The sequence below is a fragment of the Dehalococcoidales bacterium genome (assembly GCA_041652735.1).
Lineage (GTDB): Bacteria > Chloroflexota > Dehalococcoidia > Dehalococcoidales > RBG-16-60-22 > RBG-13-51-18.
The window spans coordinates 38621-58625 of the sequence record JBAZGT010000010.1 but is presented as its reverse complement, the minus strand read 5'-3'; the positions used below and the strand labels follow the sequence as shown (position 1 = coordinate 58625).

The 20005-nt window shown below is 58.9% G+C and carries 19 protein-coding genes; 7 read left to right on the top strand and 12 right to left on the bottom strand.

The genetic code is table 11. The annotated features are described in order from the left end of the window. The first annotated feature begins 6 nt into the window (after positions 1-6). A complete protein-coding gene (locus tag WC370_05355; GenBank protein MFA5308900.1) occupies positions 7-3552 on the top strand; it encodes a DNA polymerase III subunit alpha in 3546 nt (1181 codons plus the stop codon). 271 nt (positions 3553-3823) lie between these two features. Then, entirely contained in the window at positions 3824-4951 is a 1128-nt protein-coding gene (locus WC370_05350) for a site-2 protease family protein (protein MFA5308899.1), read from the top strand. Positions 4952-4970: 19 nt separating this feature from the next. Here WC370_05350 and WC370_05345 read toward each other — a convergent pair whose 3' ends face one another. Then, entirely contained in the window at positions 4971-5177 is a 207-nt protein-coding gene (locus WC370_05345) for a hypothetical protein (GenBank protein MFA5308898.1), read from the bottom strand. A gap of 111 nt (positions 5178-5288) precedes the next feature. Between WC370_05345 and WC370_05340 the strand changes: the two genes are divergently transcribed. Both WC370_05340 and radC read left to right on the top strand, forming a co-directional pair. Beyond that, on the top strand, positions 5289-5531 hold the full coding sequence (locus WC370_05340) for a hypothetical protein (GenBank protein ID MFA5308897.1): 243 nt from the start codon (positions 5289-5291) through the stop codon (positions 5529-5531). Between the two features lie 13 nt (positions 5532-5544). Beyond that, complete coding sequence (gene radC / locus WC370_05335; GenBank protein ID MFA5308896.1) at positions 5545-6321, top strand: DNA repair protein RadC; 777 nt, start codon at positions 5545-5547, stop codon at positions 6319-6321. A gap of 1 nt (position 6322) precedes the next feature. Here radC and WC370_05330 read toward each other — a convergent pair whose 3' ends face one another. The 9 genes from WC370_05330 to WC370_05290 form a co-directional block, all read right to left on the bottom strand. Then, positions 6323-6844 carry a methylated-DNA--[protein]-cysteine S-methyltransferase gene (locus tag WC370_05330; GenBank protein MFA5308895.1) on the bottom strand — a complete coding sequence of 174 codons (522 nt, stop codon included), beginning with the start codon at positions 6842-6844 and terminating at the stop codon, positions 6323-6325. Positions 6845-7005: 161 nt separating this feature from the next. Then, positions 7006-7554 (bottom strand): ribosome-associated translation inhibitor RaiA, encoded by a 549-nt coding sequence (raiA, locus tag WC370_05325; protein MFA5308894.1) that lies wholly within the window; start codon positions 7552-7554, stop codon positions 7006-7008. A 25-nt stretch (positions 7555-7579) separates the two neighbouring features. Then, positions 7580-8281, bottom strand: coding sequence for a ComF family protein (locus WC370_05320; protein ID MFA5308893.1), 702 nt, complete (start codon positions 8279-8281; stop codon positions 7580-7582). Between the two features lie 42 nt (positions 8282-8323). Continuing rightward, positions 8324-8536: a hypothetical protein gene (locus WC370_05315; protein MFA5308892.1), complete on the bottom strand. Its 213-nt coding sequence runs from the start codon at positions 8534-8536 to the stop codon at positions 8324-8326. Between the two features lie 169 nt (positions 8537-8705). Continuing rightward, positions 8706-9146: a hypothetical protein gene (locus WC370_05310; GenBank protein ID MFA5308891.1), complete on the bottom strand. Its 441-nt coding sequence runs from the start codon at positions 9144-9146 to the stop codon at positions 8706-8708. 122 nt (positions 9147-9268) lie between these two features. Further along, positions 9269-9766 (bottom strand): hypothetical protein, encoded by a 498-nt coding sequence (locus WC370_05305; GenBank protein ID MFA5308890.1) that lies wholly within the window; start codon positions 9764-9766, stop codon positions 9269-9271. Positions 9767-9771: 5 nt separating this feature from the next. Further along, positions 9772-10290, bottom strand: a complete 519-nt coding sequence (locus tag WC370_05300) for a GNAT family N-acetyltransferase (GenBank protein MFA5308889.1) — start codon at positions 10288-10290, stop codon at positions 9772-9774. Positions 10291-10346: 56 nt separating this feature from the next. After that, positions 10347-10559 carry a 4Fe-4S binding protein gene (locus WC370_05295; GenBank protein ID MFA5308888.1) on the bottom strand — a complete coding sequence of 71 codons (213 nt, stop codon included), beginning with the start codon at positions 10557-10559 and terminating at the stop codon, positions 10347-10349. A gap of 47 nt (positions 10560-10606) precedes the next feature. Beyond that, a complete protein-coding gene (locus WC370_05290) occupies positions 10607-11119 on the bottom strand; it encodes a hypothetical protein (GenBank protein ID MFA5308887.1) in 513 nt (170 codons plus the stop codon). Between the two features lie 278 nt (positions 11120-11397). Here WC370_05290 and WC370_05285 point away from each other — a divergent pair, with 278 nt between their 5' ends. The 3 genes from WC370_05285 to WC370_05275 all read left to right on the top strand — a co-directional run bounded on the left by WC370_05285 (position 11398) and on the right by WC370_05275 (position 16630). Then, entirely contained in the window at positions 11398-12492 is a 1095-nt protein-coding gene (locus WC370_05285) for a Zn-dependent alcohol dehydrogenase (protein ID MFA5308886.1), read from the top strand. 219 nt (positions 12493-12711) lie between these two features. Continuing rightward, entirely contained in the window at positions 12712-16005 is a 3294-nt protein-coding gene (gene iorA, locus WC370_05280; protein MFA5308885.1) for an indolepyruvate ferredoxin oxidoreductase subunit alpha, read from the top strand. A gap of 1 nt (position 16006) precedes the next feature. After that, positions 16007-16630 carry an indolepyruvate oxidoreductase subunit beta gene (locus WC370_05275; protein ID MFA5308884.1) on the top strand — a complete coding sequence of 208 codons (624 nt, stop codon included), beginning with the start codon at positions 16007-16009 and terminating at the stop codon, positions 16628-16630. Between the two features lie 644 nt (positions 16631-17274). Here WC370_05275 and WC370_05270 read toward each other — a convergent pair. Next, positions 17275-18708: an FAD-dependent oxidoreductase gene (locus tag WC370_05270; protein MFA5308883.1), complete on the bottom strand. Its 1434-nt coding sequence runs from the start codon at positions 18706-18708 to the stop codon at positions 17275-17277. A gap of 175 nt (positions 18709-18883) precedes the next feature. Continuing rightward, complete coding sequence (locus WC370_05265; GenBank protein MFA5308882.1) at positions 18884-19969, bottom strand: DUF4870 domain-containing protein; 1086 nt, start codon at positions 19967-19969, stop codon at positions 18884-18886. Positions 19970-20005: the final 36 nt, after the last annotated feature.

The window sequence follows — 20005 nt, the reverse complement described above, 5'->3', positions numbered from 1 at the left end:
GGTCTCATGTTTACCCATCTTCACGTTCATACCGAATATAGTCTGCTGGACGGCATGTGCACTATTCCCAAGCTGGTGGCCAGGGCCAAAGAGCTGGGGATGGACAGCCTGGCCATAACCGACCACGGGGTAATGTACGGCGTCATCGAGTTTTACCAGGCGGCCAGGGCAGCCGGCATCAAGCCCATCATCGGCTGTGAGATTTACGTCGCCCCGGGGAGTCGCTTGAGCAAGGGCAGCGGCGACCGGAACAACTCCCACCTGGTGCTGCTGGCCAAGAACCAGACCGGCTACCAGAACCTGATACAGCTGGTCACCAAGGCCCACCTGGAAGGCTTTTACTACAAGCCGCGGGTGGACAAGGAGCTTTTGGCGCAGTACCACGAGGGGCTGGTGGCCCTGAGCGCCTGCGGCTCCGGTGAGCTCAGCCAGCTGATACTGGCCGGGCGCTATGCCGAGGCTAAAGAAACGGCGCTCTGGTATCAAAAGACCTTCGGGGACTATTTCCTGGAGATAATGCGGCACCCCATCCCGGAGCTGGAAGCGGCCAATAAGTACCTGGTGCAGATGGGCTCCGAGCTGGATATACCCATCGTCGCCACCAACGATACCCACTACGTCAACCGCGAGGACGCCTCCGCCCATGATTTGCTCCTGTGCATCGGCACCAACACTACGGTCAAAGACGAGAAGCGCATGAAGATGGCCGGCGATTTCTTTTACCTCAAGAGCCCGCAGGAGATGGCGGAGCTTTACAAGGATATCCCGCAGGCGCTGGAAAATACGCAGCGCATCGCGGAAATGTGCAATCTGGAAATGGAGTTCGGGCGCTTGCACCTGCCGCAAATAGATATCCCGAAAGACAAGACCCCGGACGAGTACCTGGCAGAGCTGTGCCGGGACAACCTGGCCAAATATTACCCCAACCCCACCCCGGAGATTCAAAAGCGCCTGGAATACGAGCTGGACGTTATCCGGCAGACGCAGTTCGCCAACTACATCCTGGTGGTGTGGGACATTATCTCCTACACCCGGCGGCAGAATATCCTCTTCGGCGTGCGCGGCAGCGCCGCTTCCAGCATCATCCTGCACCTGCTGGGCATTACCCCCCTCGACCCCATGGAGCACAACATGATTTTCGAGCGCTTCCTTAATATAGAGCGCAAGGAAATGCCGGATGTGGACATGGACTTCCAGGACGACCGCCGGGACGAGGTCATCAACTACGTTTCCCAAAAGTACGGCCCGGACCACGTGGCCCAGATTATCACCTTCGGCACATTGGGGGCGCGGGCCGCTATCCGTGACGTGGGGCGGGCGCTGGGTATGGCTTACGGGGACGTGGACCGCGTGGCGCGGCTGGTGCCGGCGGCCCCGGGCATGACGCTGGGCAAAGCCATAGACGAAAACCCGGAGCTTAAAGAGATTTTCCAGAGCGATGAAATAGTGCGTAACCTTATCAGCCAGGCGCGGCGGGTGGAGGGCGTTTCCCGCCATGCCAGCACCCACGCCGCGGGCGTGGTCATTTCCCGGGAGCCGCTGGCTAATTACGTGCCCCTCCAGAAGGGCGCCAAGGTGGTGGGGGAAGAAGCGGTCATGACCCAGTTCTCCATGAACGATATCGCCCGCATCGGGCTGCTCAAGATGGACTTCCTGGGGCTGGCCAACCTGACCATCCTGGGCAAGGCGCGGGCAATCATTAAAGAGAAACACGGTTTCGAGATTGACCTGTATAACCTCCCCATGGACGATAAGAAGACCTTCGACCTGCTGGCGGCGGGGGAAACGGCCGGCGTCTTTCAGCTGGAAGGCTCCGGCATGAGGCGCTATATCAAGGATCTCAAGCCCTCCGTTTTCAGCGATATCGCCGCCATGGTGGCTTTATACCGCCCCGGCCCCATGGAGCACATCCCCCGCTTTATCGATGCCAAGCACGGCAAAATACCCATTACCTATCCCCACCCCGCCCTGGAAAACATCCTCCGGGAGACCTATGGCGTCATCGTTTACCAGGAGCAGGTGCTGCTCATCGTCCAAGAGTTCGCCGGCTACAGCCTGGGCCAGGCGGATATCTTCCGCAAGGCCATGGGTAAGAAAATCGCCGAGACGATGAAGAAGGAGAAACGCAACTTTTTCAGCGGCGCCAGGAAGCGCGGCTTTGACGAGCGGCTGACCGAGGAGGTCTTCGCCATGATCGAGCCGTTCACCGGCTACGCCTTCAACAAGGCCCACGCCTGGTGCTATGGGCTGGTCGCCTACCAGACGGCCTACCTGAAAGCCAATTACACGGCGGAGTACATGACCGCCTTTCTGACCATCCACGCCGGGGAGCTGGAAAAGACCGCCGGCGCTATCGCCGAGTGCCGCCGCCTGAATATCGCGGTGCTGCCGCCGGATATCAACCGCAGCCAGCTGGATTTCTCCATCGAGAAAGATGAAACGGGCCAGGTGGCCATACGCTTCGGGCTGGGGGCGGTGAAAAACGTGGGCGCCGGTGCCATCGAGCCGATTATCAAAGAGCGCAGCCAGAACGGCCCCTATAAGTCCGTTGAAGACCTCTGCCGCCGCGCCGATATGCAGTCGGCCAACCGGCGCGTGATAGAGAGCCTGATAAAGGTGGGGGCAATGGACTGCCTGGAAACACGCGGCACCATGCTCAACAGCATCGCCCGGATTATTTCCCTGGCGCAGCGGGAAACCAAGCTGCGGGAGACGGGGCAGACCACCATGTTCGATATGTTCGGGGAAACGGCCCCGGTGCCGCTTACGGAGCTGGAGCTGGCGCCCTCCGAGGTGTCCGATAGGGAAAAAGCGCTCTGGGAAAAGGAGCTGCTGGGCGTCGGCTTCTCGGAAAAGCCGTTCAGCCCGGTGTTCAGCCGGACCGAAGGCAACGCGGTGTTCTGCGGCAATATCAACGCGGAGCTGGACAAGCAGATAATCGTTACCGCGGGGCGGATTACCTCCGTGCGCTATGCCTTCACCAAGAAGAACGAGTCGTTCGCCATCTCCGTCATCGAGGATGTCAGCGGCCACGTGGAGGTCATCGCCTGGCCGCGTGTCTATAACGAGACCGAGGCGCTCTGGAAAGAGGGCAGCGAGCTGATTATCAAGGGCAAGGTGCGCGCCCGCGATGACGAGGTCAGCGTTATCTGTGAAAGCGCCGATTTCTACAAGCCGCCCCGGGAAGAAAACGAGCCTGTTGTGAACCACAATAACAAGCCGGCGGCTGGCAATAATCACCAAGCCGTCGCTAAAGCGCCGGAAGCCCCGGCGGGCAACGGCGGCGGTACGCCGCAGAACGGCGCCAGGCGCCGCCTGGTTATCGACCTGCGCCAGACCAGCGATGAGGATGCGGATATAGCCCTGCTTACCAAAATAATCGCTTTACTCAAGACCTACAGCGGCCGTGACGAGGTGCGCCTGAACATGCTTAACGGCGGCCCCGTCATTCCCATGAAGCTGCCCGGCATGCAGACCGGCTGGTGCCCGGAGCTGAGGCAGCGCCTGACCGGCCTGGTGGGGGAGGCGGGGTTCAAGGTAGAAACGCTTTAGTTTTCCTCCATCCTCCCCCCGCATGGGCTTTGTATTAAAAGTAACTAATTCCTGTAATTCTGAGCGTAGCGAAGAATCCGTATTTATCTGGGTGAGTACGGATTCTTCGTCACTATCGCCTGCCAAAGCCTTGTGCGGCGAGCAGGTTGTTCCTCAGAATGACATTTGATACAAAGCCCCCCGCATGAGATAAAAGTCTTTTTTTATCATCCTTCCACGGGTTATGATATTATTGGAAGATTTGGGAATTCCGTCTGATTAAAGGAGCCGCATGAAAGCCTCATTCAAGCTTTTCCGTATCGCGGGCATAGATATCGGCATTCACTACACCTGGATATTTATCTTCGTCCTGTTCAGCTGGACGCTGGCCCAGGGATACTTTCCCGCCTACTATGAATGGAGCACGGCGGCCTACTGGATAACGGGCATCATCGCGTCGCTGCTTATTTTTGTATCCGTGCTCCTCCACGAGATGGCCCATTCGCTGGTGGCCAATGCCCGGGGCATCCCGGTGCACAGCATTACCCTTTTCATCCTGGGCGGGGTAAGCAACCTGGAAGAAGAGCCGCAGAAACCGGTGGCGGAGTTCACCATGGCTATCGTGGGGCCGGCCACCAGCCTGGTACTGGCGGCTATTTTCTGGGGGCTGACCCGGCTGCCGGGAGACAAGACCACGCCGGTGGCGGCTATCATCAGCTACATGGCCTATATCAACCTGTACCTGGGGGCTTTCAACCTGCTGCCCGGCTTTCCGCTGGACGGCGGCCGCGTGCTCCGCTCCATTATCTGGGGGGCCACCGGCAGCCTGGCCAAGGCCACGGACATCGCCGGGAGGGTGGGGCAGTTCTTCGGCTGGGCGTTTATCGGGCTGGGCGTCTTTTTTATCTTCCAGGTCAGCCTGTTCAGCGGTTTGTGGCTGGCATTTATCGGCTGGTTTCTCAACAGCGCCGCGGACTCCAGCCGCAAGGAAATCACGCTGCGCGAGCGGCTCAGCCGCTATAAAGTGCGGGAAGTGATGAACCCGAATATCGAGACCATCCGGCCGGAAACCACGGTGTCCGAGATGGTGATGAACGTGTTCCGGCGGCAGCCGGGGCGGGCGTTGCCCGTTTGCAGGGACGATAAGCTGGCCGGCATCGTGACGATTACGGACGTGAAGAAAGTGCCCCAGGAGCAGTGGGCGACCACCCCGGTGGAGAAGATAATGACGGTCAGCCCGCTTTACACGGTGGCGCCGGAGGATAATCTCAATGCGGCCATGCAGCTAATCGCCCGGCACGATATCAACCAGGTGCTCATCAAGGAAAACGATAAATGCGCCGGCCTGCTGACCCGCGCCGACATCATCCGGTTTATCCAGATGAGCCACGAGCTGAACATTCCCCGGTTGGGAAACTAATAGATTAAGGTCAAGCCGCTTACCGCTTCGGCTCGTCCAGGGCTTCGGTGATGTCCTTGGCCATTTTCAGGAACAGCCGGCGCAGTCGCTTCATGACCTCTTCGGCGGCCTTTTCCCCGGCGGTCCTGGCCTCCTCCGCCGCTTTACGGGCGTCCGCCGCCGCTAACTGGATGTCATCGAGAATCTCCGGGAGGGGCTTGTTGAAAATCTGGTTCTTATCGGCCATATGCGCTCCTTTTACATAAAATGAATCTTTGGCAATCATTATAGCACAATGCGCCGGGTGGCATACCGGCGGCTTTAGTGCTAAAATACTGGCATCAAGGGGAGGGGGCCTATGGACAGACCGCAGTCTAAACTCAGCTTCGCCATGATGTCATTCATGTTCAAAATCCGTGATATCCTCAAACCGCGCAAGAACGTGCTGGCGGAGTTCCGCCGCGTCCTGAAAGAGGGCGGCGCGCTGCTGGTCAACGACCACCATGTGCCGGATGCGGACATCGCGTCCGCCGTCAGCGCCGGAGGGCTTTTCCGCTTTACGGGGAAGGTTGCGTACGTCCGCCGCTTTGTCAGGGTCTGAGAAAGAAAAACGCATGACTTTGGAAGACAGCCGCCCGGGGCACCGGAAACGCCTGCGCGAGAAGTTCCTCAAGTCCGGCTTGAGCGGCTTTCACGACTATGAAATCGTGGAGCTGCTGCTGAGCCTGGGTACGCCGCGGCGGGACTGCAAGAATGCCGCCAAGGAGGCTATCAAGCGGTTCCAGACCCTGCGCGGCGTCCTGGAGTCATCGCCGGAAGAGCTGCAGCAGATTGACGGCATAGGGGCGCACAGCGCCTTCGGCATCAAGCTGGTGCAGGAGGTAGCCCGCGAGTTCCTCCGCGCCAAAATGCTGGAAAAGCCTTTCTACAAGTCCTCGCAGGAGGTGTTCGACTACCTTTATCACGCCATGCGCGGGCTGAAAAAAGAGGTATTCAAGGTGATATACCTCACCACCCAGAACCAGATTATCGATACCTGTGACCTTTCCGAGGGCACGGTCAACAGCGCCGCCGTTTCCCCCCGCGAGGTTATCGAGGGGGCCATCAGGAACAACGCCGCCGCTTTGATATTCGTCCACAACCACCCCTCCGGTATCACCGACCCCAGCCCCAGCGATAAAAGCCTGACCCGGGAGCTGGTCTATGCCGGCCGGGTGATGCGCATTAAAGTCCTCGACCATATTATTATCGGGGATAACTGCTACTACAGCTTCGCCGGAGAAGGGCTTATCGAGGAATACGAGACGGACTTCGTGAACCTGATGCTGCGGGGTACCTCGGAGGCGCGGAAGAGACTCTATCGCGCCCGCCGCCCTGAAGATAAACTCTAGACTATTTTACCTTTGAGGTTTTTTCCAGCGCCAGCAGCTTTTCCTTCATCGCCAGTCCCCCGCTGAATCCCCCCGCCCCGCCGTCGCCCGCCAGCACGCGGTGACACGGCACGATGATAGGGAAGGGGTTCCGGCCTAAAGCCTGTCCCACCGCCCGCGCCGCCCCGGGCTTGCCTATCTGCCGGGCCAGCCAGCCGTAGCTGCGGGTCTCCCCGTAGGGAATGCGCCGGGCGGCCTCCCAGACCGAGCGCTGAAAGGGCGTGAAACCGGAAAAGTCCAGCGCATCCGGGAATTCCACTCTGCGCCCGGTAAAATAGGCGTGGAAGCGCGGCATGAGGTCGCGGAAGGGGTCGGTTGACACCACCGCCCGGTCTATTATTTCATCCCCCAGGGCGGCCTCGGCATCCGGCGCCGATGGCAGGGGCAGGGTAACGCGCCGCAGCCCGCTGTCCGAGGCCAGCAGTCCGACCCACCCGTAAGGGGTATAGAAAACGATGTAGGATAATTCTTCGGTCGAATCCATAGCTCTTCTATTGCCGCGCCTGGTAAATGGCGCCGGAGACTATCAGGACAATGCCCGGCAGGCCGGCCGGGGCTAAAAACAGGTACACGGTCTGGTGTTTAACTATTGCTTTATTCATGGCGGCCAGGCTACATTATAAGCGTTTAACCCCGCTAAATCTACTATTTAAATTCCGGCACTATCAAGCCGTAATCGCCGTCACGGCGGCGGTAGAGCAGCCGCACCGCGGCGGCTTCCGCATCGTAGAATAAATAGAAATCATGTCCCAGCTTCTCCATCTGGTCGATAGCCTCATCCAGAGACGCCGGCTCGATGATGAAGTGCTTGGTCTTGACCACTTTCCGGCGGGGCGGGGCGGCTTCAGGCTCCGGGAACTTGCCCCGCACCCGGGGGTTGCCCCGGCCGCGGTCGTAAAGCTTGCCCTTGTGCTTGTCCAGCTGCCGCGTCAGGACCGCCGCCGCTTTATCGATGGCTTTAAAAAGGTCTTCCGCCCGTTCCTCGGCGTGAAAGACAGAGCGGCCCGCCCCGCTGTTGACGGTCGCCCGCACCAGATAGTGCTGCTGGGGGGACTTGGTGTTTTCTTCGGAGATTTCCACCTTCACGTCGATAATGTCCGGCAGGTGCTTGTCCAGCTTGCCGAGTTTTTTTTCACAGTAGCGGCGGGTCGCGGCGGTTATTTCCACGTTGGTGCCGGTAATTTGCAGTTCCATATCACTCTCCTGGAAAAAGTATTTTTTACAGCTCCAGCGCCAGCGCCAGTCCCCAGACGGATAAAGCCCCGGCGGACTTAAGCGTGCCGGCGCCGGCGCTCAGGGTGGCCCCGGAAGTAGACACGTCATCCACCAGGATAACCTGCCGGCCCTTTAGCTTTTCATTAACGCAGGCGAAGGCGTCCGCCACGTTGGCCAGCCGGCTCGCCACACCGGATGCCCTGGCCTGCGGCGGTGTGTAGGTTCGTTTCACCAGGCAACCTTCGATAACCGGCAGGCCGCTGCGGCGGCCGAGTTCCCGGCACAGCAGCGCCGCCTGGTTGAAGCCGCGTTCGCGCTGGCGTTTGGGGTGTATGGGCACGGGCACCAGGACATCGCCGGGGAGGGGGTTTTCTTTAAGGAAATCGTCCAGAAAAGCGGCCAGGCGCGGCGCCGTGGCGCGGAGGTTGCGGTACTTAAGCTCGTGGATGGCGTGGCGCACCACGCCGCTGAAAAGGAAAGGGGCGCGGATGCCGTCTAATGCGGAATCCTCCCCGATGCAGCCGGGGCAGGGCGCGCCAACGGCCCGGGGACGCCCGCACCTGGGGCAAACGGGGGGAATAATTACCGTCAGCTGCCGCCGGCAGGAGACGCAGATAAAGTCGCCTTCCCTGCCGCAGCCGATACAATACGGCGGAAAAAGGAGGTCAAGTGCTACCCTCTTGAGTCTGGTTATAGGAGGAAGCACATTAGCCACCCGCTGCTGTTTATTCCGGACGCTGACGACGGACTATCGAGGCCGGGAGTTGTGCATCGAGCCGCTCATGATAGGCTCGTCTCTATAGACATCACCGTTCCTGATTTTAAGGTTGAAGCCGCAATCGGGATTGGTGCAAACCCACGCTTTGAACTGAATGGAAGCACCCTGACTTCCGAAATCGGACAAAGGCACGAGGTCTCCGGTATTGCATTTCTGACACTTGGGGAAATTGAACTGTTCCATGGGGTCCTCCTCCCAACCAGTAATAAAGAATAATTAGTATAAGTATAGCCTGTAATCGCAGTACTTGGCAAGTAGGCGCACGAGCCGTGCCGGAAAAAATAAGGGAAGCGGGCACCGCGGCACGATGCCTCACTTCCCCAATGGCCGGGTAAATGTTAAGCTGTTTATCTTATTCGGAAAAATGCCGGGAAATGCGTTCCACTGATTTGGCGGCGTCCTCCTGGGCCTTTTCAATCGTCGTCATGGACTCGTTCATCTTGTTCTGGCTGGCAATCAGCCCGTTAACGCTGGCGGTCAGGTTGTCCACGTTCTTGTTCAGAATACCGGTGTCCTCGTCGATGGTCTTGATCTCCTGTCCCAGGTCGGCGAAAATCTGATTCAGGCCTTTCATGTCCTCGCTGAAAGAGCTCATGCCCAGCGTAAGCGACTTAATATCCTGGCTCAGGGCCTTGGCGGTATCGCTGAAGACCCTGGTGTGCTGGCTCATGGAAGCTATGCCGAAGTAGATGCTTTTCAAATAGTACCAGGCGACGACGATGAGCGCCACCAGCAGCACGACGCCCAGCCCCACCAGCCACAGGGTTAAGTTAGCGGTATTGTAATCTAACATATGTCTCCTTCCGGCTTTATTATTATCTCAGGCCGATAGACAGCGTAATAGTATCGGCAGTGCTGTGCCAACATTATAGCACGTATCCGCGGGCGCGATATAAAGCGGCGGGAAAACGGGGACTAGTCCTGCTGTTTGCCGTCCGCGTCGATGAAGACCATCTTGTCCCGCAGTTCTTCCGCCACCAGTTTTTTCAGCGCCGTTTCCGTCAGCTTGGGCGCGTACTGGCACTGGATGAAGAGGAAGGGACGCCGCACTTTAAGGATGCGGAACGGCGCGTGGACGAGCTTGGCCGGCACCCATATCATGGTGGAAACGGTAATGATATGGCTTTCCATCTCCGGCCCCATGCACATTTCCATGTCCGCCCCCAGGTCCTGGGGGTTGGCGGGGTCGGTGCCGAGCGCTACCAGCAGCTCCGCGTCCTGGTGGATATGCGGGCCGTGCCCGCCCATCTTGGTGGCTTCCTCCCCCATCCACATCACGGAAAAGTATTTGCTGTCCGCCAGGATATCCTTGTCCGTGAAAGCCACCATGGAGGGCATCCGCCCGAAGCCTTTTTTGCGCTGCTCCTCCGGCAGCTCGTGGAGAAAGTACTTGCTGTATTTCAATGACGCCATGTTTTTCACTCCTTCTGATTTATCTTTTTATTACCGGCGGGGAAGTCCTTTTGCAGGCGGAAAACGGTGGTGCCGTCCGTCCGGGCTTCCGGGCCGCCGCTGATACGGTAGTCGTTTCTTTCCCAGAACTTCAGGGCGCGGGGGTTATTTACCTGTACCGCGGAAAGGATGCTGGTGATGCGGCTGTCCGCCAGTATCTCCTGTTCCACCATCGCCACGATGCGGCTGCCGAAACGCCTCTCCCGGCAGGACGGGATTATCATTAATAAGGTAAGGAAAGCGTGGGAAGGATTGCCCTCAAAATTGCCGGGGACGTAGCTCAACACCCCGGCGAGACGGTCTTCCGTGTAAATCCCCCGGAAGACGCCGCCTTCCCGCGCCGCCTCCTCCATGTCCCTGAGCACCATCTGCATCGAGGCGTTGGCATCCGGTCCCAGTGCCAGGAAGCCCTCACACTCGTGGTAAACCTCCAGCACGCTGTCGATTTCGCCGGGGGGCACTGCTTTAATTTTCAGGGTATTCATCTGCTTTCCCCTGACCGCCGCCGGTTATGGTTGCCGATTTCCTGACGGCTGAAAAACTATCCTTTCACAATAGCCTTGGCCGGGCACCACCATTCGTGGGAGACGCAGGCGCCGCAGTCCGTGCATTTCTTCACATCGATGCGTGTCGTGTAGAGGGTCAGGCCGTCATCTTCCGTTACCTTTTCGTCCACCACTATCGCTTTTTCCGGGCACTGCGTGACGCAAAGCCCGCACTTAAGACATTTTTTGGTATTTATCTTGTAAGCCACTTTATCCTCCAACTCTTTCTTCAGCCGGGAACCGCCGCGGGGCTTTTTCAGGCGGGGGTTTCGTACTTGTCGTCCGGCCACATCGCCCAGTTGATTTTCTCCCGGGCTTCCTTGGGCAGTACCTGGCGGTAAGACTTTTCCGTGTGCGCCGGGCCCTGGTTGAACTCCATGAATATCCACGGGCGCTGGCAACTAATAGGTTTCCACGGCGCGTGGATGAAGTTGGGGGGTATCCAGATGCAGCAGGTGCGGGTGATGTGGTGCTCTTCCAGCTCCGGCCCCAGGTACATGACCACTTCCGCCCCCAGGTCCATCGGGTTCTGCGGGTCGGTGCCGATGTGGAAAAGCAGCTCGGCGTCCTTGTGGATGTGCGGCGGGTGCCCGGCGTATTTGAAATCGCCCAGATTATTGGCGAAGCCCGGCAGTATCCAGTGTATCAGGTAAAAGTGGCTGCCTTTCGCCAGGGTATCGTCCATGTAGGCCATCACCGGGCGGCGCTCGTTGGGGAATTTGGCGGGGTCGTACTCGATGATGTATTTATCGTATTTCTTCTCGGCCATGATGAGCCTCCTTTTCTATGCTTGCCGAAATATTATCGTAATCAGAGAACCACTGTCAAATTATTACCGGGATACTAGAAAAGGGGGGGTGGGGGTAAGTACTTTACCCTGTTTATTCAGGAAGCTTCGGCGGCCTTTTGGGGTCCTGGCGCCGCCTTTTCTGCGTCCAGTCTACTCTCCGGGCGGGGAAAAAGGCAAATGAAACGGATTTGACATTAAATAGTACGGTATATAGACTACGTATGGAGTCGATTACTATATATTATTAAGGAGGTTTCATGAAAGCAGCAGTTTTACACGAATACGGTAAACCTCTGGTCATAGAGGAAGTAACCCTGGACAAGCCCGGCCAAGGCGATGTCAAAATACGCATCGCGGCGGCGGCCATCTGCCACAGTGATATCCACTCCATCAAGGGGGAGCACGGCAGCCCGCCCCTCCCCGCCATCCCCGGCCACGAAATCTGCGGCTACGTGGAGGAGGTCGGTGAGGGTGTGGAATACGTAAAACCCGGCGATAAGGTGATTGCCAGCATTATTCCGGAAGGCTGCGGGCACTGCTACTACTGCCGCACCGGCTATTCCAACCAGTGCATGAACAACCACATCATGCTCTATACCAAGGGCCGCTACGTGGACGCCCAGGGCCGCCGGCTTACCCAGTTCGCCGGAGCGGTAGCCGGTTTCGCGGAATACTCCGTCATACCGGAAATGAACCTGGTGAAAGTGCCGGAAGACCTGCCGGTGGACCGGGCCTGCCTGCTGGGCTGTGGCGTGGTGTCCGGCTACGGGGCGGTGGTGTACCGCGCCAACGTCACGCTGAACAGCAGCATCGCCGTTATCGGCTGCGGCGGGGTGGGGCTTAACGCCATCCAGGCCGCCGTGCTTTCCGGCGCTTACCCCATTATCGCGGTGGATGTTATCGATAGCAAGCTGGAAAGGGCCAAAGCTTTCGGGGCGACGCACGCGGTCAACACCCGGCAGGAAAAAGACCCGGTGCGCAAGATATTCGAGATTACCTACGGCCGCGGCGCGGACAACGTTATCATCTGCGTGGCCGGCATCGATATCCTGCGGCAGGGCTTCATGATGTCCGCCCAGGCCGGCACGACGGTTATCATCGGGCACGGCTTCGGCGAGCAGCTGACCGCCTTCGCGCCCACGGACTTTATGATGGGTAAAAAGCTGACCGGCAGCGCTATCGGCGCCGTGCGCCTCCGCCTGGATATCACCCGCCTTATCGAGCTTTACCAGGCCGGGCGCTACAAGCTGGACGAGCTTATCTCCACCCGCTTCCCCTTCAAGAAGATTAACGAAGCGCTGGAGTCCTCGGCCCAGGGCGACGCCCTCCGCAACGTAATCATGTTCGAATAGCGCGGGCCGGCTGCTTCCGGCTGAACTTAATATTACTGACTTTTTACGCTGACGGCGCGGGCGGTTGCCGGCGTGTCTTTCGTCCGTCTGTCCGTTTGCCAATCGGCGGGAAAAACGTGTAAAATATAGCTTGGACAATAAGCGTTTTTTATTCTTTATCCCCTTTTATTTGATTCAATCGCGCATGGAGTAAACCATGCTCCGGTCAGGAGGAATGTTTTGAACAAGGTAGCTGAAGTAACTTTAACGTCCGATGCCCCCGGCGTCAGCCTGTTCATGCTGGGCAACGAGGCTATAGCGCGGGGCGCTATCGAGGCGGGCGTCCAGGTGGTGGCGGCTTACCCCGGCACGCCGTCCAGTGAAATCACCGAGACGCTGGTCAATAACTCTAAAAACACCGGCATGTACGCCGAGTGGTCTATCAATGAAAAGGTGGCTTTTGAGGTGGCCATGGCCGCCGCCATGAGCGGCATGAGGTCGCTGACTATTATGAAGCACGTCGGCGCCAACGTGGCCCACGACCCCCTGATGTCCGCCAGCTACATGGGGCTGCCCGGCTTCGTGATGATATCCGCCGACGACCCCGGCCAGTGGAGCTCCCAGAACGAGCAGGACAACCGCTACCTGGCCCGCCAGGCCTACATCCCGGTGCTGGAGCCCTGCTCTGCCCAGGAAGCCAAGGACATGATGGTGGACGCCTACCGCCTTTCCGAGGAGTTCGGCCAGATGTTCATGCTGCGGTCGGTCACCCGCATCGGCCACGCCCGCAGTGACGTGGTACTGGGGGGAATCGAAGCGGAAAAACGCCCGGCCAACTTCGTGCGGAACTTCCAGAAATACGTTTGCCTCCCCGCCAACTACCGCGGCAACCGCCGCCTGCTGATCAAGCGGCTGGAAAGTATCAAGGGCGCGATGGACACCCTGCCCTATAACCACCTCGCCCTCAAGCAGGGCGCCAAACTGGGCGTGATTGCCTGCGGCATCTCCTACGGCTACGCCCTGGAAGCCGTCAAATGGCTGGGACTGGAAGACAAGGTGTCCGTCCTGAAAATAGGCACGCCTTACCCGATGCCGGAAAAGCTTACCCTCCAGCTATTAAAGTCCGTGTCCGAGGTGCTGGTGGTGGAGGAGCTGGAGCCATTCGTCGAGGACGCGGTGAAAGTGCTGGCTAAAGACAATGACATTACCGCCAAAATCCACGGCAAAGACCTGCTCTCGTTAGCCGGGGAGCTTTCCGTCCGCCAGGCCGCCGAGGCTTTAAGCAAGCTGACCGGCGTCAAGCCCCCGGTGGACTTCGCGGAGATAGACAAGCTGGCCCGGGAAACGGCCTCGCTTTTGCCCCTCCGCCCCCCGACCATGTGCGCCGGCTGCCCGCACCGCGCCTCCGTTTACGCCATCAATATCGCCGCCCGCCGCTACCAGCAGGCCACCGGCAAGGAGCCGGTAAAGACCGGCGATATCGGCTGCTACGCGCTGGCGGCCAACCCGCCGCTGAGCTCCGATGACGCCGCCGTCTGCATGGGCGGCTCCTTCGGGCTGGCCAACGGCTTTGCCCATGTCCTGGACGTTCCGGTGATCGCCCACCTGGGCGACTCCACCTTTTTCCATTCCGGCATCCCCCCGATGATTAATGCCGTCTATAACAAGTCGAAAATGGTCATGGTGGTGCTGGATAACTCCACCACCGGCATGACCGGCTTTCAGCCCCACCCCGGCGCCACCGGCGACCCCAATCTCGATATCAAAATCGAGGACATCGCCCGGGCTTCCGGTGTCAAGTTCGTGGAGGTGGTGGACGCTTTCGATTTGCCTAAACTTATCGACACCATGGAGCGGGCCATCAAGTTCGAAGGCCCCTCGATGGTCATCGCCCGCCGGCTCTGCAATATCCTGGACCAGCGGGAAAAGCGCAAGAGCGGCGAAAAGACCCTACCCTACGTGGTGGACCCGCAAAAGTGCATGTCCGGCGCGCCGCCGGCCTGCCAGGCCACCTGCCCCCTGCATATTGATATCCGCGGCTACGTGGGACTGATTAAGGATGGCAGGTTCGATGAGGCGCTGGCGCTGATCAAACAGTCCCTTCCCTTCCCCTCCATCATCGGCCGCATCTGCACCCACCCCTGTGAGACCAAATGCAAGCGCAGTGAGGTGGAAGAGGCTATCTCCATCAACGCGCTGAAACGGGCGGCGGCCGACTTCGGAAAATATACCGATGATTTAACCGTCCCCGCCGGGAAAAAAGAAAAAGTGGCGGTGGTGGGCGGCGGCCCGGCCGGCATCATGGCCGCTTACGACCTGCGCAAGGCCGGTTATAAAGTGACCGTCTTCGAGGCCCTGGACAAGCTCGGCGGCATGATGGCCGTGGGCATTCCGGAGTTCCGCCTGCCGCGGGACATCCTGGCTAAAGAGACGGACATTATTAAAAAGCTGGGCGTGGAAATCAAGCTGAACAGCCGGGTTGGCAAAGACGTTAAGCTGGCCGACCTCAAAAAAGAATATAACGCCGTTTTCCTGGCCGTGGGGGCGCATAAGGGTCGCCGCCTCGGCATCGAGAACGATAGCGCCGCCGGCGTTATCGACGGCACCGAGTTTTTGCACAAAGTAAATACCGGCGAGAAGATTAAAGCGGAAGACAAGGTGGTGGTGGTGGGTGGCGGCAACGTGGCTATCGACTGCGCCCGCACCTGCCTGCGTCTGGGCTTTAAGGACGTGAACATCGTTTACCGGCGCTCCCGCCAGGAGATGCCCGCCATCGCCGACGAGGTGATTGAGGCGGAGCACGAGGGCGTCAAGCTGACCCTGCTTGCCGGCCCCAGCAAGGTGGTGGTCAAGAATGATAAAGTGGCCGGGCTGGAGTGCGTTAAAATGCAGCTCGGCGAGCCTGACGCCAGCGGCCGGAGACGCCCGGTGCCGGTAAAAGGCTCGGAGTCCGTTGTCGAGACCGGGCTGATTATCGCGGCGGTGGGGGAAGAGCCGGACCTGGCTTTCATGGGTGGGGAAATGGCGGCGGCGGTAAACGGCGCCTTTATCCAGGCCGACCCGCTGACGCTGGCGACGAACGTTAAGGGCGTGTTCGCCGGCGGGGACGCGGTTACCGGGGCGGCTACGGTTATCCAGGCCCTGGCGGCGGGACGCAAGGCCGCCAAATCCATCGACAAGTACTTCAAGGGCGAGCCTCTGGACCAGGGCCGCGAGGGCGAAGAGGTCTTTGAGAGCAAGCTCATTATAGATACCTGGGACGTGGCCAAAGAGTCCCGGGCGGCCGTGCCGGTGCTGCCGGTGGCGCAGCGTAAAGGCAACTTTAAAGAGGTGGAGACCGGGCTGACCAGGGAGAAGGCTATCAGTGAGGCGCAGCGCTGCCTTACCTGCGACTGCCATATCTGCATCAACCTGCTGGGCTGCCCGGCCCTGATTACGGATAAAGGCAAGGTGGCGGTGGACGCGGCCGGCTGCCCCGGCTGCGGGGTCTGCGCCCAGGTCTGCCCCTTTGACGCAATAAAACCAGGAGAGTAAGATGACTGCAAAAAATGAGATTAACATAATAATCTGCGGCACCGGCGGACAGGGCGTGGTGCTGGTATCCGAGCTGCTCGGCACGGCGGCGGTGCGGGGTAAGGTGGCGGTCAAGGGGTCGGAGGTGCTGGGCATGGCGCAGCGCGGCGGCTCGGTCTTCAGCAACCTGAGACTGGGCGGGGACGTTATCGCCCCCATGACGCCGGAAGGCAAGTGCGATGTCCTCATCGCCGTGGAGCCGTCGGAGGCCCTGCGGAATATCCAGTACTTGGCCAAAAACAGTGTGGTCGTCCTCAACACCACTACCGTGCTGCCTTACACCGTTTACCTGGGTAAGAGCGGCTACCCCACGCAGGAACAGATGATCAAAAAGCTTAAGGAAGTCACCCAGCGCGTTATTCCCCTGGATGCCAGCGGTCTGGCTAAAGAGGCGGGCAGCCTCCAGGCGGCCAACGTGGTGATGCTGGGGGCTTTATTCGGCACCGGGCTGATGCCCATTAAGAACGAGACGGCCAAGGAAGCTATCCTGGGTCGCTTTAAAGCCAAGGTGGGGGAGATAAATATCAAGGCCTTCGATTTAGGCTACGCTTACGTCCAGAAAGCGCTCAAGGGCGCGGCGGTCTAGGGAAAACCCCCTTTATTTCCCCCTTTACCTAAGGGGGAAGATGATATAAGCCCGGCAGGGGATTTTCCGCCGGGCTTTATTATTTGCATCTATCCATAAACATACCGGCGAAAGTAGTATACCCCGCATGCCAATCGGGGCCGGTGTCCAGGTATTCCGGCTTAGTGCTGGCTAAGGGAAATCATGCAAATTCATCTCACTGGATTCCGTTTGGCAACGGAATGGTTAACCATTTTCAAAGCTAAAATGTCATAGGCCGTGACAACCATCTATTGTAAATCATGTATGTCCGCGATAAACTGATAACTGTCCACTGTAAACTGTTAACTTTCCGCTATTATACATAACACTAAAAACAAATGCCCGGATTTTGAAGCTAACTGGACATAAACTAAAAAACAATTAACCGTAGCTGATTACGTACGGAAAATAATAAAAAAAATTAAAAAAACAAATGCCGCCCGGCCTTTTCCCCCCGCCGGTTGCCCTTTCCCCTGATTCTTCCCTTGGTTCACCGTTTCGCCAGCCTTCTTCAGTTCCCCCTCTCTGTATACGGAGAGGGGGTTAGGGGGAGAGGCCCGTAAAAAAAGAGAGGGCAGCTTTTTGGGCTGCCCCCTGATTTACATTTTCCGGTTATTCTTATCCTAGTGCTGGGAGAAGGCGGCGGAGACCAGCGCTGGCCCTTCATACTTGAAATTGACTTTCTTGGTCACGTCCGGCAGCGGCACGCCCTGTTTGGCGAGCTGTTTCTGGAGCGCCTTGATATCCACCTTCTTGATGTCCACGCCCGCTTTGAGCGCCAGCGCGGAAGCCGTACCGGCGGCCTCGCCGAAAGCGATGCAGTGCGGGATGAGGTTGAAGTACTCCTGGACGTCCTTGTCCGAGGAGAAAGCGCGGCAGGCCACGAACATGTTGTCCACGTTCTTCGGCAGCAGGGCGCGGTAGGGAATGTACATATTGGGATGGTCCAGGGACGCCTGGCCGCGGTCGAGGTCCGGGAAAACGGCGATGGTGTCCAGGAACGGCTGGTTATCCGCCATGTCTTTAACGGTGAGGAAGTACTCGCCTTTCATGCGGCGGCTGGAGCGGGTGCCCAGCTGCGGGGAGGAGAGTACGATAAAACTCTTTTCAAAGCCCGGCATGTTCTTCTTGAAGAAGTCGTAGGTCTTGAGCATCTTGGCCCGGCCTTCGAACTCGACGCGGGTCAGCTCTTCGATGTCGATCTGGCTCTTGTTGGCGTAGCGGTTGTGGAACCAGACCACGGCGTCCTGGTTGGGCAGGTTGCTGGTAAAATACCCGCCGAAAGCGCCGGACTCCATTGCCTTGCGGGAAAGCTCCATGGCTTCCTTGGGGTGGGTCTTGCGGAATTCGGTGGCCTTCTTGAGGTCGACCCCGTCCACCCAGAAACAGAGCGCCAGGGCGGAGATGCGGTAGTTCGGGGGGATATCGTCTTCAAACTCGATGCCGGCATAGGGGAAAGTATCGCCGTCGCCGGTGGAATCGATAACGATTTTGCCCAGGATGGCCTGGCGTCCGGCCTTGCTCTCGATGATAACGCCCTTGCAGCGGTTGCCTTCCATGATGGGCTCGGTGCCCCAGGCGTGGCAGTAGACCTTGACGCCGGCTTCCTTGACCATCTCGTCGAGGACGCACTTGGAAATTTCAGCGTCGATGATAGCGGCGTAGCTTACGCGGTCCAGCCGCGTCATGAAAAAGCTGCGCTCGAAGTAGTACCGTACCAGGTCCTTCTCCAGGGAGCCCCAGTGCTCTTTCTTGGGGTAGTCCACGGCGTCGCGGGAGATAAGGCGGTCGATCCACTCCTGGGTGATGCCGGCAATCTGCTGTTTGCCGAAATAGTCGCTCAGCAGCGGGATAATCGTTACCAGGCCGCCGGTGCCCATGCCGCCCAGATAGCCGTACCGCTCGATGAGCACGGTGTCCGCGCCGTTCCTGGCGGCGGTAACAGCGGCGCCGATGCCGCCCGGCCCGCCCCCGATGACGACAACATCGCATTCGCGGATAACCTTGATATCCCGCGCCGGCTCTTTAATTGTTTGCATAGTGACGGATTTTGCCATGGCAACCTCCTGAAAGCATTTTGTGCAAAAAGTATAATATATCTTATTTAAAGAATATATAAAAGCCGCACCCCGTGTCAAATGTTTTCTATTCGGTATAACCTGCGGTTGACCGGCCGGAAATGCGGCGGTTAAAGCTGTTTTTATGACCTGGCGCGGTACGGCGCGGCCGGTATCAGTCCGCCCCTCCGGCTGCCGCCTTGCCGATGCTCACCAGCAGGTTGATAAATCTCACCAGCAGGCTGATGCCGTAAATCACGGTAATGCAGATTAAGCCTATTTTCACGCCCATGTCCGTGGCGGCGGCGGCGGTGGAGCTGGGTATCACATTGGTGCTGAAATCAAAGGGATAAACGGCCAGCAGGGTGATAACCGCCGCCAGCCCGAAGCCGCTGGTGATAACGTGAACGGCCCGGCGGAGAAGGATATTATCCAGCAGTATCAGTACCGTGTGCCCGACGATGGAGACTATCAGCGCGGCATTCAAAATCGGCAGCCAGCGCTCGATGTCATCCGTGAAAAATGATTTCCAGCTCCAGGTGGAGGTGGCGGCGTGATAGGTGTAGTAAGCGATGTACTCATGGAAAAAGTTAAGGCCCACCAGCAGGATAACGCACCAGGCCAGGACAAAGGCGTAGCCGGTGACGCGCAGCTCGCGGTGCCGTCCCGTAACGTCTTCCCTTTGGCGGGAGGGTCGCTCATCGCCGGTCGCGGCGGCGCGGTAGGGCGGCGGCGGGGGAGAAGGCGGCGCCGGGGGTGCGACCGGGGGTGGTGGGGCGGAAAAAGGCGCAGCGGCCGGCTGGGCGGCGGCAGGCGGCGTATCGGACGTCCTGAAAGTCCAGCCCACCATCGCTTCCGCCAGCTCGGCGGCCAGCGGCACTCTGAAACGCTCGCCCTGGTAGGCTTTTACCATCAGCACTATCCAGAGGATTACCCCGAGAATACCGAGAACGGCGGAGAAGAACCACCCGATGAAGGGTATCCAGCCGAGCACGCCCATGGCAATGCCTATCGACCCGAACACCACGATGGACTGCGCGGCGTGGAAGCGCACCCACTTGTTCTGCTGCTCCAGGATAAAAAAGATAATGCCGGTAATCCAGATGCCCAGGTAGCAGAGCAGGCCGCTGATGCCGGGGGCGAGGTTCACGGTGGACGCGTAGGGAGCGCCGCGCTGCTCCCGCTCCAGCTGTTCCCGGGCTTCCACCCTGGCCTTCTCTTCCTCGTAGATTTTTCTTCTTTCTTCCGGTGATAGTTCCATAGCGATACCTCCGCCCGGCAGCCGGGCCAGTCACGC

Excerpts from the sequence above, each read along its gene's own strand:
- WC370_05355 (MFA5308900.1), top strand. The coding sequence starts at position 7 with ATGTTTACCCATCTTCACGTTCATACCGAATATAGTCTGCTGGACGGC.
- WC370_05350 (MFA5308899.1), top strand. The coding sequence starts at position 3,824 with ATGAAAGCCTCATTCAAGCTTTTCCGTATCGCGGGCATAGATATCGGC.
- WC370_05345 (MFA5308898.1), bottom strand. The coding sequence starts at position 5,177 with ATGGCCGATAAGAACCAGATTTTCAACAAGCCCCTCCCGGAGATTCTC.
- WC370_05340 (MFA5308897.1), top strand. The coding sequence starts at position 5,289 with ATGGACAGACCGCAGTCTAAACTCAGCTTCGCCATGATGTCATTCATG.
- radC (MFA5308896.1), top strand. The coding sequence starts at position 5,545 with ATGACTTTGGAAGACAGCCGCCCGGGGCACCGGAAACGCCTGCGCGAG.
- WC370_05330 (MFA5308895.1), bottom strand. The coding sequence starts at position 6,844 with ATGGATTCGACCGAAGAATTATCCTACATCGTTTTCTATACCCCTTAC.
- raiA (MFA5308894.1), bottom strand. The coding sequence starts at position 7,554 with ATGGAACTGCAAATTACCGGCACCAACGTGGAAATAACCGCCGCGACC.
- WC370_05315 (MFA5308892.1), bottom strand. The coding sequence starts at position 8,536 with ATGGAACAGTTCAATTTCCCCAAGTGTCAGAAATGCAATACCGGAGAC.
- WC370_05310 (MFA5308891.1), bottom strand. The coding sequence starts at position 9,146 with ATGTTAGATTACAATACCGCTAACTTAACCCTGTGGCTGGTGGGGCTG.
- WC370_05305 (MFA5308890.1), bottom strand. The coding sequence starts at position 9,766 with ATGGCGTCATTGAAATACAGCAAGTACTTTCTCCACGAGCTGCCGGAG.
- WC370_05300 (MFA5308889.1), bottom strand. The coding sequence starts at position 10,290 with ATGAATACCCTGAAAATTAAAGCAGTGCCCCCCGGCGAAATCGACAGC.
- WC370_05290 (MFA5308887.1), bottom strand. The coding sequence starts at position 11,119 with ATGGCCGAGAAGAAATACGATAAATACATCATCGAGTACGACCCCGCC.
- WC370_05285 (MFA5308886.1), top strand. The coding sequence starts at position 11,398 with ATGAAAGCAGCAGTTTTACACGAATACGGTAAACCTCTGGTCATAGAG.
- WC370_05275 (MFA5308884.1), top strand. The coding sequence starts at position 16,007 with ATGACTGCAAAAAATGAGATTAACATAATAATCTGCGGCACCGGCGGA.
- WC370_05270 (MFA5308883.1), bottom strand. The coding sequence starts at position 18,708 with ATGGCAAAATCCGTCACTATGCAAACAATTAAAGAGCCGGCGCGGGAT.
- WC370_05265 (MFA5308882.1), bottom strand. The coding sequence starts at position 19,969 with ATGGAACTATCACCGGAAGAAAGAAGAAAAATCTACGAGGAAGAGAAG.